Source organism: Petralouisia sp. (assembly GCF_056822245.1).
Window position 1 is genome coordinate 43,664 of sequence record NZ_JBQIOP010000026.1, and the last position, 14,003, is coordinate 57,666.

Consider the following 14,003-nt stretch of genomic DNA (forward strand, 5'->3'; position numbering starts at 1 on the left):
TTTGAAAGTAAAATCGGGATTAAAAAAAGAAAGGTCAAGATGGATATGTGTACTGAAAAAGATAATGAGGAATTAATGGTAGCTCTTATAACCGCTGCCAGAGCGGCGTTCCTGTCTTTGAAAGAAACAACCAAAGAACATTTTTATTTTTATGTATTTGTATTTGATGAGGGAATGCACCCCTATATTTCAGCATGGTCTTACGAAGCCTTGGAAAAATCCATAAAGGAACAGCAGATAACTAATGAGGACAAGAGCTGGTGGAAATGGGATAGCTCAGACTCTCCCTATGCTATTTATGGATATGATGAATTTTTTGGCGAAGTGGGTGCATTGCTGGATCAAAGGGCAAGTAAATTATCCGATGATGAACTATATGAGACCGAGTGGGAAGAGCGGATTGCTCTTATGGAGGCGGCCATGAAAAGGCTCGATGCTTCCGGTTTGTTTGGGACTGGGAAAGAGAGGGAATGTGTGGTCATCAATGTAGAACAGGCTCCGCCTGACGGTGATGGCGCCGAATATGACCGGGCATTGCGACTAAATCCGCCTTCGGCTCTGTTGTCGGAATATTTGGAAACCTGCGAAACCCCAAAAAACGATTAACCCGTAACAGTAAATTCAGGTTTAGAAACGGAGCGTGAAAGTGAATGGAATTTAAAATTCTTACAAAAACAAACATTATTCCATCGTTTAACCACAATACAACTGTTGTGAAGAATATTGAATGTGCTTCCTATGGCGAACAGTACAATGAAGATGAAATTACGCCGGACTTGATTGGCAAAATATTAAATGATGTGCCAAAAGGTATTGAGGTCAGCTTGTGCTTAGACCCTGATGGAGAATTATGTGACATATGCTTGGAGGTAGTGTCGGATGGAGAATGGCTGTCCCTGTGTTATGGCAGCGAAAATACAGAAACCTATTTTTCCTACAATCCTGAGTATGCCAATACAGTGGAGCGGCTTGAAGAAGTAGATTTGGGAGATGAAAATGTATATACCCCGATCGACTACGATGGTCAATCTCCCATTCCAAAATGTCAAGCCATTACAGATATGGATGCAGGTGTAAAAGCAGTTGAATATTTCATTCGAACAGGGGAACTTTATCCTGGAATTGACTGGGCATATTATTCTTGACAATTCCCGTTTGTAAAACTATTGCTGCGGGTAGCGGGGAATAAAAACGAAAGAAACGGGAAAGAGGAAAGTATATGGAGTTAAAGTGGGCAGTGGCTGCCGTGGCTGGGATTCTGCTGGCTGGTCTGTTCATTTGTCTGGCCGCCGTGTTTATAAAATGGCTGTCCTCCTTGGACTGGACATTTGAACCTGCAAACAGCAGGGCGGGCAGGCACGGGAGAAGATTGCGGCGGAAATAATAAGCCGGGTTCTTAAGGAAGGCGATTATCTGCTCACAAACACGGAAATAGCGTATGACAGTAAGCGGGCAGAGATGGACTGCACCGTTGTCAATAAATTTGGCGTATTTATTTTTGAGATCAAGAATTACAGCGGCCAGTTGATAGGGGATGAAGATGATTATGAATGGCAGAAAATAAAAATCATCAGTTTTGGGAATATGTATGCAAAGCAGGTGAAAAATCCAATCAGACAGTTAAAAAGACAGGTTTATCTGTTGGCACATTACCTTCAGTGTCATCGGATCAAGGCATGGGTGGAGGGGCGTGTCATTTTGCTCCATCAAAACAGTCCTGTGGACAGCGGGTATATCATTTCCAGTCTTTCGGACATTCACAGGGCGATTCATACGAAAGGAAATAATCATCTCCACCCCAAAGAGATAGAACAGATTATCACGCTGTTACAGCAGGATGGGAACCAATCATAATTAAATAAAGCAGTACAGCGCCAGGGCGCATAGAGAATCAAAAATCTATGCGCTATTTTTTTGCCTGCAAAGAAACAAAAAATATAAATTTTTTAGGAAATGGAGGATTTTATTATAGGGAAAGAAAACGTAGCAATGGGCACAAAGGCGCTCGGTACGAGGGACAAGATATTGCACCTGATGAAGGATTCGCATATCGGAATTTCAGATTTGGCAGGATTTTCCGGGATTTATGAGGGCGTGATTCTGGAAATCCTGGCGGGTGTCCGTGAAGCGGATATTGACACGGGATTATCAACACTTTTTTAGACAACTTTTTTAAGGTTGTTTTCCCTGTATTGTACCGGTGTCTGATATCCTAAAGCGGAATGTATTCTGTGATGGTTATAACAGTTCACAGAATCCCATAACTTCAATTTCAATTCCTTCAAATCTGCAAATGTTTCATTCCATACAAATTCTGTTTTTATGATTTTAAATGTCGCTTCTGCTGCGGCATTATCATATGGACATCCGTTCTGGCTCAGGAACCGTTCTATATTAAATGCCTCCAGAAGTTCTTCGATTGTCTGGTTTTTGAATTCGTTTCCACGGTCTGTATGGAACAGGCGGATATCCGCAAGGTTTCCTTCCACACGTTGGAATGCTTTTTTTACAAGTTCCGCTGTTTTATGCTCTCCTGCACTATAACCTATGATTTCCCTATTATAGAGGTCTACAAGGATACATATGTAATTCCAGCCTGTCCCGACTCTTACATAGGTTAGATCGCTTATTACAACATCCCTGTATTCCCTTCCCTGGAACTGGCGGTTCACAGCATTTTCTGTTTCAGATTCGCTGCAGGTGTCTTTGTGCGGCTTAAATTGTGCGGCTGTGTAGTTGGAAACAAGCCCTTGCTGCTTCATGATCCGCCCAATCCGGCGTCTGGATACCTGTTTTCATCAGCTCCTTCTTTATTTTGCGTGTACCGTAATTGCTGCGGCTTGCTTTGAAAATTTCTGTGATTTCCGAGGCAGGCTCTGAATCATCCGGCCTTTGTTTTGCCTCGTAATAATAAGTGCTTCTGTTTACCTGTAGGACGCGGCACACTGCTGATACAGAGTATTTGTGGGCATTCGCCTTGATCACATTTACTTTCGTCCTAAGATCAGCGCCGCTTGCTTTAAAATATCGTTCTCCATTTTAAGCTGCTGGTTTTCCCTGCGGAGTTTTAACAGTTCTTGCTGCTCTGGTGTACGGTTGTCCTTTTCATGGAAAGAGCCGGAGTGTTCCGCCTGCTTTACCCATTTATCAAACAGGGAATGGGCAATATCGTATTCCCGGCAGATATCGCATCTACGTTTGTCAGAATGGTATAAATCCACTAGCTGCTGCTTAAATTCATCTGTGTACTTGCAGGGTTTTCTTTTCTGTTTTGTTTCGGTCATATTGGATGCTCCTTTGCTTATTGGTTTTCTATTATATGACCTTAAAAAATCTGTCCAGTTTATTGTAACCTATCCAAACTCGAGTTAACGGATTCTATGGCGTTTGTCGTGTACATGATCTTCCCTGACCGCATTTCCATAATTATAAAGCTGGGCTACATGCTGCTTCCTGCCCCTTCTTTCAGTCCTGATACGCCATCTATGCTGATGAACAGCACATCTTCCACGCCCTTTGCCCGGATCTCGACAAATATCTGCATCCAATTAGTGTTTCTCTTCCGATTCGCCGATCCACAGCCTCAGCACATCCTTTATACCGTTTACATCATAGCCCAGAACGACATATACCGCACAGTTGTTTGTTTCCGTCTCTTTGCGTATGGTAACGTAAATACAGTCGACAAAAAGGAATGTGCAGAACTTTTTCAGTGGACGGTTCTGCCATTTTTGTGCAGTTCCGATTACCCTGTCCGTAATCGTTGAAATGGTCTCATGGGAAATATCAAAACCGTATATATTACTCCGGCGGTTAAATGTCGACGAATTTTATGCAGAATAAATTTTCATCTGCAAGGCGGAAGAATGAGTTGTAGCGAGTGCTACAACGATTGATGAGGGTCTGCCCCGCTTTATCGGTCATAACGTGGCAGATGGAAATTTAAGCAAGTAAAAACGTCGATATTTAACCGCCGGAGTAATATCTTCCACAGTATCAGCAATACCGCGCTGGCTCATACCCCTCGCATACATGGACAATACCTTGTCCGCGATCCTGCTGATATCTTTTGTGCGTTTGGGGATTGCTTTGGGTTCAAAGCTTTCTTCCCGGTCCCTGGGCACGGAAACATCCATTTTCCCATATGCAGTATTGACGGACTTATGGGAATAACCGTTGCGCCTGTTCGTGGTATTCTTTTCCCCGCGCTTGTTGTTTCCATATCCCAGGTGGGAATCCATTTCACCTTGGAGCATGGCCTCAAACATCGGGCCGAAAATATCCTTGATGGCATCCTGCATCTCTTCCCTTGTCTGCGGCTGGTATTCCGCCATAATTGCCTGCGCGATTGCTGCTCCTCTTGTGTTCTGTCTGTTTCTTCGTGCCATAAGTGCTGTACCCATCCTTTTCTTCATCCTTTCTTTGAGTGTAGCCCACCTTATACAGAAAAATAAAGTGTGCAGTTAGATTTGCAGTATTTCTAACTTACACACTTTATTTTACATTCCCCCGGCTTACGATTTTGTTTTATGTTGTTCGTTCTGTTTTCAATTTTTTCACTTCGTCAAGAGGAAGTCCTGCATATTCTGCAATTTTTTCAAGTGTCAAAATCCCATCTGCCAACATTCTCTTTGCGGAATTGATGGCTCCTTCTTTCAATGTCTGATTCCTCATATCTTCCATAGCTTGGCACATAATTTCGATTCCCTCCTTGCTCTCTTTGAAAAATCTCACCCTGTCTGCCAGTGTCCCATAATACATCTCCGCAGCGTCTGTGCAGGAGAAGTCATGCATTAACTTCCCAATTGGCGTATCTCCACGGTAAGCGCCATTTACATACAGTATGTGCGAACCGTCCTCAAATCTTTCCCCGGTTCCTAAAAAGCACCGCTCAATCGGATAGAGTGGCAGCCCTTTTCCCATTACGTCATTCTCTGTAATAAAGATTACCCACGTTTCCGGCAGCTTGTCGAAGTCCTCGCCTTTCTTCAAAAGGTTTGCGTCCATCATGCTGGAGTTATACCTTGCTCTTTTGTTCCCGGCGCCTTTGTCGGAGCGCTGTACTTCCACATTTAGTTTTGCCCCTGTGCTGTCCGTAGCCAAAATATCCAGCCTCACCGAACGGTTCAGCAGGTTCTCCACAAATACCTGGGTACGGACATCCTGCACCTTTAAATCTGGCTTTTCCAACACGATCTGCAATACCAATTCTATGCTTGCCGTATCTCCCTCAAAACACTTTGTAAGGAAATCATCATCAAGCAGGCGAAAACCTCTTAGTCTCTGTAAATCTTCTTGATGCTTCTGGTCTATCTGTTCCGTCACTGTCAAGCTTCTCACCCGCTTTCAATTTTACTTTTGTATAATCATAGTACCATAAAGTTTCTATTTTTTCAATTTGAGAACAACAGCTCAATAGTGTAACTTTACTTTCGGATTTGACTGGTCAGCTTTACTATGAAAGCTAAAGCTTTCACAGTATGGATGGCCATGCGGCCTGTCGCACGACAAGCTAAGCAAGATGGGGGTTTACTATGAAAGCCCTTGGCTTCCATAGTATGGATGGCCATGCGGCCTGTCGCACGACAAGCTAAGCAAGATGGGGGTTTACTATGAAAGCCCTTGGCTTCCATAGTATGGATGGCCATGCGGCCCGCTAGACGGCAGGCTGTGCAAGATGGGGGGTTACTATAGATGTTTTCAGCAGACAGTAACTGCAGACTGTTTTTTATACTTTACCACATTCCTTCTTCCTGCAAAACAGTTTCCTTTTTTGCGCCAGGATAAACTTATAAATGGTTATTACAAAAAATGCCCAAAGGCATATTTTTTAAAAATATGTAGAAATGCCTTATTCATGGGAAAAACTTCCCGCTGATTATTACTCCGGAGGTTAAATGTCGGAGTAATAGATTAGTTATTTTTTACATTTAAAAAGATGAAGGTGGAAAGAACCAAAATTCATTTGACACAGTGATCTGGTATTCTTATAATGAAAAGAAAGTCATAAGAAAGGTGGGCGGTATATGGTATATCGTTTGATATTGACGGACAGGGAATTAAGTTATGACAATTATTCACAGGATTTTCTAATTGGTTTCTTCCTGACACAGGGGCAGGCAGAGGAAACAGCGCGGTATTATCTGGAAAATGTTCAGGGCTTTTGTGAATATGACTGCACGTATGGAATCGTGAAAAAAGAAATTGCTGACAATCCTGACCATATCGCGCCGAAGTCTGTATGGTTTGTGCAGGGGTGGAATACCAATGAACATCTCGATGAGATTGATATTGTCGAAAGTTCATGTTTTTTGACTGAGGAGCGCGCACGGGAAGAGTGCCGCCTGATGCAGCGCGCGAACGAGAGAACGGAGTGGGCTGTAAGCTGTTATTATATTGGGGACTTGCATTGGAAGGAGGGATTTGTCAGGGTTTGACCGACTGCCAGGGACACAGTCTGTCGGGGAATGTTACGCATTTATCATAGGTACGGATGTATTTTTCTTTTAGGCGAGAGTGTAAAAGAAAGTGTGTAACTTAACTCGTTGTGCTACTTATATAACCAAAACTGCATAGCTCACCGAAATGTACAAAAAAACCACAAAAGTCCCTTCAAAATGCTAAAAACTTAATTTTCAGAAGATTCACTGCTTGATTTTTGCAAGGTCACAAGGTTCTGAAATATACGGTTGAAGGCCATGCACAGATTATACCCCAATTATAATTAGATGGCTTCAGTGACATCAGGCACCAATGCGGTTTTGTGCAAGATCCCGGAGCCCCTCCCAGTCATCCACTGAGGCTGGGGTGATCTCAAAAGCTGTGATATAGCCCTCCAAGGTAACCAGGGCATGAACCTTGAAGCCAAAATAGGTTTCTTTTTTGGAAGGGCGCCTGCCATAATCTGTACCATCTGCACAGAAGGAACGATAGTACCGGGCCCGCCCAAACTTACAGACTGGGAGGGGGAAGCTGTCAACCACAAAATAACGGCTGGATGGTATGGGGAATGACTGGCCAGCCTTTGACGGATCAGCTCTGTCACCTGCAAAAGGGCTCTTCTGGTCCAGTTGAATCGCGTGCAGCAGCAGATCTGGGGAAAGAGATGGCGGAAATTCCGTTTTACAAAGGAATATCAGGCGTTTTCAGAGTCTATCCCAGGCAGTTTGCCGCAGATACTCAAAGTGATGCTCTTGGAATCAGACATCTTTGCTGTGTCCACATTTCTCCTCTGTGAAACAGATGTAGAGACAAACTGTTGATACAAACCATCAATAATTGTTAAAACAAGCAAAATAAAATCTTCAAAAGCTGCTATGAGAGTGGTATAATCATCTTGGAACTTCAACATAATGTGCCTCCTTTCGTAGTCGTGTACAACTATAGAATAGCACATTTTGTTGAAATTTTTTATGTCAAATCAACTGGCACAACAGGTTAAATTAGGGAAATTGCTGAGTTCAATATAAGTGAGGTTCAATATATATTATGGTTAATATACATAGAATTAGTTCGGGTAATGTGAATTGTTATATCGTGGTTGATAAAGATAAAGCCATATTAATTGATACAGGCAGAAAAAAATATCGGGAAAAGATTTTAGAAAAGTGCAGGGAGTTTCAGGTTAGCTTAATTGTACTCACTCACGGTCATATGGATCATTGTCAAAATGCAGCTTATTTTGCTAATGCTTTAAACATTCCGGTTGCAATGAGTAAAAAAGATATTAATATGATACCGGATAATAGGAAACAAAAAATGTCGGCAAAAACTCTTTTGGGGAAAATAGTATTATTAGTATCTTTAAATAGTTTTGAGAAGGATACCCTGGATGCATTTGAGCCAATGGTGTATTTACAGGAGGGAGACAACTTGAATAAATATGGTGTTGATGCAAAGGTTGTTGAATTGCCGGGACATACAGAGGGTTCTGTTGGTTTAGAGATAGAAGGTGACAAATTGTTTGTGGGAGATGCTTTAATGAATATGTTTTATCCAACCATATCAATGCTGTACACAGATAAAGATAAAATGTTAGAAAGTGCAAAACGCATTGGGGAAATGGGAGCGAAAACAATTTATTTTGGACATGGGAAACCAAAGCGAAATCGTAAATGGGTGAAATAAAATGTGCACGGGAGCAAAAGTACCAGAAAATGTATTTAGATAATGGATTTGAACACAATACAAAAATTTATAAAAAAGCAAAAGGTTAGTTTCATATGTTCTGTGGATGAGAATGGTTATCCGAATGTAAAAGCAATATTAAAACCTAGAAAAATGAGTAGTTTGAAGGAATTCTATTTCTCTACAAATACATTATCTCTTAGAGTGAAGCAGTTTCTAAATAATCCTAATGCAGTATTTATTTTTATCATAAGGGATTGATTAAATATATTGGTGTTATGTTAGTTGGAAAGATGGAAGTCTTAACAGATCAGGAAACGAGGTATAAATGGTAGGGATATATTTTAGCGGTACTGGCAATTCGAGATACGCAGTGGAATTCTTTTGTAATGAATATGATGAAACTGCTAAATCCTTTTCAATAGAGGATAATAACATTGTTGAAGCTGTGAGAAATGAAGAAATGTTTGTATTTGCATATCCTGTGCAATATAGTACTGTGCCGAAGATACTGCGTGATTTTATAATTAAGAATAAAGAACTGTGGAAGAATAAAAAGGTTTTTGTTATTGTCACAATGAGATTGTTTAGTGGTGATGGGGCAGGAATTCTTGGACGGCTTTTAAAGCAATGCGGAGCAGAACTAATAGGCGGATTGCATTTGAAAATGCCGGATAGCATAGGCGATGAAAAAGTGTTGAAGCGTCCGCTGAAAAAGAACAAGGAGCTGGTGAAGAAAGCGGAGCAGAAGATTAGCAAGTCGGTTCAGCTTTTGAAATTAGGGAAACCAACCCAGGAGGGAATTGGCATATTATATCGCATGGCGGGTTTCTTTGGTCAAAGGTTGTATTTTGGACATAAGACAAAGAACTATTCAGATAAGCTGCGAGTGGATGAAAATAAGTGCATAGGGTGTGGCAGGTGTGAAAAGTTATGTCCTATGAATAATATCAAGATTGTTGATAAGAAAGTGGTACAGAATAACCAGTGTACCATGTGTTATAGGTGTATCAATAATTGCCCGAAGCAAGCTATGACCTTGCTTGGGAAAAAGGTTGTGGAGCAGAGTGTGATTGAGAAATATTTATGATGAGGAGAGTGTAAATGGTACTGTATAGAAATTCTTGTGATAGAGTTCGCCATACCGCATACGGTTTTTAAGCTGCTGTTTTCTTGTTTTCTTCAAGATGTCAGCGAGGGCATTTCCAAAATCAACTATACGCACTTTTTTCCTCTTGGTTGAGCCGATTTCGTGCTTATGGGTAGCGCCGTTGTAACGGACACTCCTGCGGACTGTCAGATATTGTTCCTCAAGGTTGATGTCCTGCCAAGTCAGGCCTGCCACTTCCCCAAGCCTAAGCCCGGTGAAATAAGCTATCTGTACAGGCAGGATTGCGTCTTTGCTTCGTTTTCCAAGTTGTGCAGTCAGTTTTTGATACTGCTCATACGAAATAGGCTTGACCTTGCCTGTTTCAGCGTCCGTTTCCTCCGCAAACAAATCCATATCGTCCTTTTTGTGTCTCATTACCACATACTGCATGGGATTAAATGTGATGTACTGTTTCGGGAACACTGCAAAGCGGAAGGACTGCTGCAACACTGCGGAGTAAGACCGTATATAGTCAATAGAATATCCCTTTGAAACAAAGTCCTCAACCGTTCCACCGAATGAGAGCAAATCCATAAACTGCTGTAAATGCCCCGAAGTAACTGTTTTTAGCTTTCGTCTGCTTACAGGGTGCTGTTTAATGCGGTTGATTGCCTGTAAATAAGTACCGACAGTGCCATTGCTCAATGTTCCTGTCTTTAATTCTTCCTCTGCCCATGTGTCAAGCAACTGTCCGAGAGTGATATTATCCGCCTTTGCAATGAATTTCTTGCTTTCATAATCCTCCATTGCCTGCCTTAACAGCTTTTCCGTTTCGCTCTTGCTTTCTGAAAATAAGGATAGCATAAAATCTGCCGTCCCGCTATACCGAATCGGAATCTTCCCCTGATAAGAGAACGGAAAGCCTTGCAGCGGCGGTGTCAGGGTTTTTGGAGTAGAGCCTCACTATGTCGCCCATATCATTAAGGGCATTTACAGTGTGGGTAATCTCCCGCAGGAACATGATTTCATTATATTCCCTTTCCGATTCAAATCCCATTGTCTCCGCAAGTCTTGCGCTTTCCTCATTTCCTTTAAATTTCCTGCACGCAAGGCGGAACGAATCCACAAACAGCTCATATTCCTGCAACATCAGTAACAACAGGTCTTTTGAAAAGTCTGATTCGGAAGTTTCCATGTCATAAGGCAGCTTTGAAAAAATGGAAGACATGGCATCACGTATTAACATTTCCTTTTTATCCGTAATGTCAGATTCGTATTCCTCCGTTTCGCCTTTTAACCACTCTACGGAAACATGGAGGGCATCTGCCAAACCGTCAAGGACAAGTTTCTTGGTGTTGTCAATCGTTCCTGCCTCGTACCTCTGAATGGTGGATGCGGTGACGCCCATTTTTTCAGCAACATAAGGCTGGTTGACGCCCAGTTCCAGTCTCCGTTGTTTTGCTCTGTCGCCGATTATCCGGCGCAACTCTTTGTCTTTCATGTTGGGTTTCCTCCTTTATCGGTATGGTTAAAGTATACCATACCAAAACCATTATTGCAGTATGCAAGTTAAAAATAATTTTTAAAATCACATAACGCTTGGCAAAGAAATATAAATGATGTATAGTAAGCATACTATATAATTGCATAATGCAATTCAAGAGGAGGAGAATGAATGGCAGAAATGAAGATTGCCCTTTCCATTGAGGAGGCGGCAGACTACACAGGCATCGGTCGGAACACACTGAGAAAGCTGGTGGAATGGGATAAACTCCCTGTATTGAAAGTGGGGAGAAAGGTACTTATCAAAAAGGACATTCTGGAACTGTTTATGACGGTCAATGAAGGAAGGGATTTGCGGGACAAGGGAAATGTCAAGGCTGTCACAAGAAAGGCGGTTGTATAAAGGACAGATAAGCAGCTACAGTGAACTTAAAAAATACAATCATTTTTGGAAAATGAACTTAAAAAGTGCAATTACTTTGAACAAAGTCAGTTGACCGCTGGAAACAGCAGAAATGTAATTCAGCGTAATCCGTATATTGGGTACAGATAAGGATAACAAAGACGGGCAGAAATAAAAGGACTGCTGGAAAAACAGGCATAAAACAGCCGAAAAATTGTTTCCAATATGCTGAAAGCACATTTCACTGGATACCCTCGGAGAGCCCCGCAGTATTGGCAAGCCAATGTTCCATTGGCTTTGACAATACTGCTAGGGGGTTATCATCTATGGCAGAGCCAAGATGATAACCGCACTGTTTCAACATGAAATCAAGGAGGAAACATGGGAGAGATTTCTTTCAGCAACCACATCAGCAATAAGAAAAGCGCAATCAACAGCAAGGCAAAACTCGCCGGAGTTGCAAAACACAATCTGAGGAAATACCATTCGCAGGATTACAGCAGGGATAACATCACACTTCTTTATGGGACAACCAATCTCATGCAGGACGTGAAAAATGTATACCGTAAAGAATTTGATGCCGCACTGCATGAATACAATGCAAAGCAGACAAGACTGGAAAGACGGATTGGCGATTATTTTGAACATGTGTCCGAAACGGAACAGGACATGACGGTGGAAGTCATCATACAATGCGGGGATAAAAAATTTGGGGAACAGAACAGCGGGGACAAAATATTTATGAAACAGGTCTATAAGCAGCTCATTTTGAAATTGCAGGAGTATCTGCCGGATTTTAAGATTGCAAATGCAGCAGTCTATTTTGATGAAGCAAGCCCGCATATGCACGTTGTAGGAGTTCCGGTAGGGAGGGGATTTAAGCGGGGGCTGTCAACAAAAGTGTCAAAACGTTCCGTATTCACGCCCCAAGTCCTGTCGGAAATTTTGCAGGATAAAATGCGGGCAGATGCAAGCTATTATATGAAAGCCATATTCCAGCAGGAAGTAAGAGCAAAGAAAAAGGACAAAAACCATGACCTGACGGTTGCGGAATACAAAGTTGCAAATGAGGAAGAAAAGATTGAAAAACTATCAACAGATAAAATAGGACTGGAGGCTGACATTCTCGTTCTGAACCATCAGAAATCCATTACGCAGAAAAAATTAGAGGAACTGGACGGGGAGATTGAAAGTTCCAATATCTTTCTGAATACACTCCAAAAGATAAAGCAGTTTATACAGGCGTACCTTCCCTTTGCGCCATTGATTGAGGAATTTGCGAACCATGTGGAACGTGGGGAGGATATAGAGGCAGGAAACAGCTTTCGGGGACTGTTTACCGCACTTGGGGAGCTGCTCAATTCATTTAAGGAAATCATTGTGGACGGACTGTGCTGGTTTCCACGCCTTATGCGGTGGCAGACTTCAAAGGGTGAAGTTTCCCCTGTGTTTGAAGATAGCAGGAATGAAGGCTATTATTACCGGCTGAAATCCTATATGGATATCCATACAAGGCAGGAATACCCAAAGGAACTGATACAGCCGGAAATCAAGCCTGAAAACCGCACAGACACAATGGAGCAGTTGGCGCAGAATGTGGAGGCTGCCGAACAGCAGGTACAGCTTATGGGTGTAAAAATGAGCCGGAACCATATGTAAATAGATTATAACATCTTTATTTATCAATATCATTTATATATAATCTGTATATCATTTTCAAGCTATAACAAATCCATCGAAATTTCGATGGATTACATAAAAACTAATGAGTTTATTTCACGCTATTGCACAAGATAATTCCGCAATAATCTGTTATTTTTACTAGATTTATGGTAAAATTAGTCAAGTGCAAGATATAGATACATTTAATATTGTGGAGGAACTAATGAGTATAAACATTTCAAAGAAAAAGAGAGATGACCTATTAGATAAAATAAAAGAGATACGAAAGTATATAGCTTCGGCACCGCAAGATGAAAACACCGGAAATCTGTTATTATACTTAAACCAAATAGAAAAAGATGTCAATGGGAAAAAATATGGTTTAGTTTTTGAAGAACATAGAGAAAAGATAAATGATATTCTTGATACGCATACTCCCGTATTGAAAGAAGACAAAGAGTTGTTTATTGATAAAGGCAATGGGAAGATGAATTTCTTAATAGAGGGGGATAATCTGTCCGCATTAAAATTATTGGAGAAAACACATAAAGGAAAAATTGATTTAATATATATTGATCCACCATATAACAGAGGAGTGGATGATTTTAAATATGATGACAATTATATTACAAAATCAGATGGATACATTCATTCAAAATGGATTTCATTTATGGAAGTGCGGTTAAAAATTGCACACAAATTGTTGCATAATGCAGGCGCTATATTTATAAGCATTGATGACAATGAACAAGCTAATTTGAAGCTGCTATGCGATAGCATTTTGGGAGAACAGAATTTTGCAGGAATGATACCTTGGAGAAAACGTACCGCAAAAACGGATGTTCCCTTTGGGATTTCTCAAGATTATGAGTGGATTTTGGTTTATGCCAAAAGTGAAATGTTCAATGCTTTTACAAAGCGAGAAAATAATCGAAAGTATTATGAAACAGAAGATATTCCTAACAGACCTTGGCGAATACATGATTTAACAAAACAGACAACGGCAGAAGAACGACCCAATAGCTTTTTTACTATGATTAATCCCAAAAATGGTGAGCAATTTCCAGCAAACGTAAATAGGACTTGGGCAATCACAAAAGAAACATTTGAGTTTTATTCACCACTTTACAACTTTTCCATAAAAAAATGTCATACAGGACTTTCTGATGTATAATAAGTTTGCAAACAAAAAATACGAAAGAAAGTGATCCTGTACGA

Annotated in this window: 14 protein-coding genes and 5 pseudogenes; 12 read left to right on the forward strand and 7 right to left on the reverse strand. The window is 41.1% G+C overall.

The features are described from left to right. Positions 1 to 39: 39 nt before the first annotated feature. The 5 genes from ACTO17_RS11680 (at position 40) to ACTO17_RS11700 (ending at position 2,163) form a co-directional block, all read left to right on the forward strand. Complete coding sequence (locus ACTO17_RS11680; protein ID WP_482558058.1) at positions 40 to 606, forward strand: DUF4303 domain-containing protein; 567 nt, start codon at positions 40 to 42, stop codon at positions 604 to 606. Positions 607 to 650: 44 nt separating this feature from the next. Beyond that, positions 651 to 1,145 carry a hypothetical protein gene (locus tag ACTO17_RS11685; RefSeq protein WP_482558059.1) on the forward strand — a complete coding sequence of 165 codons (495 nt, stop codon included), beginning with the start codon at positions 651 to 653 and terminating at the stop codon, positions 1,143 to 1,145. A 74-nt stretch (positions 1,146 to 1,219) separates the two neighbouring features. Beyond that, on the forward strand, positions 1,220 to 1,384 hold the full coding sequence (locus tag ACTO17_RS11690) for a hypothetical protein (RefSeq protein ID WP_482558060.1): 165 nt from the start codon (positions 1,220 to 1,222) through the stop codon (positions 1,382 to 1,384). Further along, on the forward strand, positions 1,384 to 1,854 hold the full coding sequence (locus ACTO17_RS11695; protein ID WP_482558072.1) for a nuclease-related domain-containing protein: 471 nt from the start codon (positions 1,384 to 1,386) through the stop codon (positions 1,852 to 1,854). The genes ACTO17_RS11690 and ACTO17_RS11695 overlap by 1 nt, the downstream gene beginning before the upstream one ends. 135 nt (positions 1,855 to 1,989) lie before the next feature. Beyond that, on the forward strand, positions 1,990 to 2,163 hold the full coding sequence (locus tag ACTO17_RS11700; RefSeq protein ID WP_482558061.1) for a hypothetical protein: 174 nt from the start codon (positions 1,990 to 1,992) through the stop codon (positions 2,161 to 2,163). Here ACTO17_RS11700 and ACTO17_RS11705 read toward each other — a convergent pair. The 4 genes and pseudogenes from ACTO17_RS11705 to ACTO17_RS11720 all read right to left on the reverse strand — a co-directional run bounded on the left by ACTO17_RS11705 (position 2,160) and on the right by ACTO17_RS11720 (position 5,331). Next, a pseudogene (locus ACTO17_RS11705) lies at positions 2,160 to 3,284 on the reverse strand (IS3 family transposase). The gene ACTO17_RS11700 and the pseudogene ACTO17_RS11705 overlap by 4 nt on opposite strands. Before the next feature lie 65 nt (positions 3,285 to 3,349). Further along, positions 3,350 to 3,800, reverse strand: a pseudogene (locus tag ACTO17_RS11710) (transposase); the annotation flags it as partial. A 180-nt stretch (positions 3,801 to 3,980) separates the two neighbouring features. Further along, positions 3,981 to 4,388: pseudogene (locus ACTO17_RS11715) on the reverse strand (transposase); the annotation flags it as partial. Positions 4,389 to 4,527: 139 nt separating this feature from the next. Beyond that, positions 4,528 to 5,331, reverse strand: coding sequence for a PD-(D/E)XK nuclease family transposase (locus ACTO17_RS11720; protein WP_482558062.1), 804 nt, complete (start codon positions 5,329 to 5,331; stop codon positions 4,528 to 4,530). Positions 5,332 to 6,026: 695 nt separating this feature from the next. On the opposite strand from ACTO17_RS11720, the gene ACTO17_RS11725 reads away from it, so the two are divergent. After that, positions 6,027 to 6,437 (forward strand): hypothetical protein, encoded by a 411-nt coding sequence (locus ACTO17_RS11725; RefSeq protein WP_482558063.1) that lies wholly within the window; start codon positions 6,027 to 6,029, stop codon positions 6,435 to 6,437. A gap of 321 nt (positions 6,438 to 6,758) precedes the next feature. Here ACTO17_RS11725 and ACTO17_RS11730 read toward each other — a convergent pair. Beyond that, positions 6,759 to 7,351: pseudogene (locus ACTO17_RS11730) on the reverse strand (transposase); the annotation flags it as partial. 137 nt (positions 7,352 to 7,488) lie between these two features. Between ACTO17_RS11730 and ACTO17_RS11735 the strand changes: the two are divergent. The 3 genes from ACTO17_RS11735 (at position 7,489) to ACTO17_RS11745 (ending at position 9,217) form a co-directional block, all read left to right on the forward strand. After that, positions 7,489 to 8,127, forward strand: coding sequence for an MBL fold metallo-hydrolase (locus ACTO17_RS11735; RefSeq protein ID WP_482558064.1), 639 nt, complete (start codon positions 7,489 to 7,491; stop codon positions 8,125 to 8,127). A gap of 42 nt (positions 8,128 to 8,169) precedes the next feature. Then, positions 8,170 to 8,388 carry a pyridoxamine 5'-phosphate oxidase family protein gene (locus ACTO17_RS11740; protein ID WP_482558065.1) on the forward strand — a complete coding sequence of 73 codons (219 nt, stop codon included), beginning with the start codon at positions 8,170 to 8,172 and terminating at the stop codon, positions 8,386 to 8,388. Positions 8,389 to 8,455: 67 nt separating this feature from the next. Next, positions 8,456 to 9,217, forward strand: a complete 762-nt coding sequence (locus ACTO17_RS11745) for an EFR1 family ferrodoxin (protein WP_482558066.1) — start codon at positions 8,456 to 8,458, stop codon at positions 9,215 to 9,217. A 24-nt stretch (positions 9,218 to 9,241) separates the two neighbouring features. On the opposite strand, the pseudogene ACTO17_RS11750 reads toward ACTO17_RS11745, so the two are convergent. Both ACTO17_RS11750 and ACTO17_RS11755 read right to left on the reverse strand, forming a co-directional pair. Beyond that, positions 9,242 to 10,066, reverse strand: a pseudogene (locus tag ACTO17_RS11750) (tyrosine-type recombinase/integrase); the annotation flags it as partial. Between the two features lie 31 nt (positions 10,067 to 10,097). Continuing rightward, a complete protein-coding gene (locus ACTO17_RS11755; protein WP_482558067.1) occupies positions 10,098 to 10,718 on the reverse strand; it encodes a helix-turn-helix domain-containing protein in 621 nt (206 codons plus the stop codon). A 174-nt stretch (positions 10,719 to 10,892) separates the two neighbouring features. On the opposite strand from ACTO17_RS11755, the gene ACTO17_RS11760 reads away from it, so the two are divergent. The 3 genes from ACTO17_RS11760 to ACTO17_RS11770 all read left to right on the forward strand — a co-directional run bounded on the left by ACTO17_RS11760 (position 10,893) and on the right by ACTO17_RS11770 (position 13,959). Then, positions 10,893 to 11,123, forward strand: coding sequence for a helix-turn-helix domain-containing protein (locus tag ACTO17_RS11760; RefSeq protein ID WP_482558068.1), 231 nt, complete (start codon positions 10,893 to 10,895; stop codon positions 11,121 to 11,123). Between the two features lie 381 nt (positions 11,124 to 11,504). Then, positions 11,505 to 12,782, forward strand: a complete 1,278-nt coding sequence (locus ACTO17_RS11765; protein WP_482558069.1) for a plasmid recombination protein — start codon at positions 11,505 to 11,507, stop codon at positions 12,780 to 12,782. Positions 12,783 to 13,008: 226 nt separating this feature from the next. Beyond that, positions 13,009 to 13,959, forward strand: a complete 951-nt coding sequence (locus ACTO17_RS11770; protein WP_482558070.1) for a site-specific DNA-methyltransferase — start codon at positions 13,009 to 13,011, stop codon at positions 13,957 to 13,959. Positions 13,960 to 14,003: the final 44 nt, after the last annotated feature.